Here is a 441-nt window from a genome sequence, read left to right on the forward strand (position 1 = left end):
GATGAGTATCTAGGTGGAAAACTTCCTCGACAAATCTTCATGGAAAACGGCTTTGATGTGGACGTGATAGGAATGAAGCGAATGGAACAATCCGCATACAGGTGGAAGAAAGCCTATGAAAAGGATGGGCTAATCGGACTTACAGACTCAAGAAAGGCCGGTTCTGGTAGACCATTAAAGCGAGAACTTACGCCGTCTGAAGTGATTGAAAGGCAAGAAGCTAGAATTAAGCTATTGGAGGGACAGGTAGAGTTATTAAAAAAGCTAGAAGTGACAGAAAGGAGGCTGCTAAACGAAACAAAAAACCTAGAACCAAGTAGAGTATATCCATTAATTTCTGAGACCATTAAACAAGGTGGATTTAAGCGTATGACCAAGTATTTTTGCGATCTTTTAAAGGTTTCTCGTTCTGGATACTACAGCTTCCTTCAAGCATATACT

The 441-nt window shown here is 40.6% G+C and carries 1 pseudogene; it reads left to right on the forward strand.

Features of this window, described 5'->3' with window-relative positions:
* Positions 1-441, forward strand: a pseudogene (locus ADJ83_RS06120) (IS3 family transposase); the annotation flags it as partial.

Source organism: Bacillus sp. 522_BSPC, from assembly GCF_001076885.1.
Taxonomy (GTDB): domain Bacteria; phylum Bacillota; class Bacilli; order Bacillales; family Cytobacillaceae; genus Niallia; species Niallia hominis.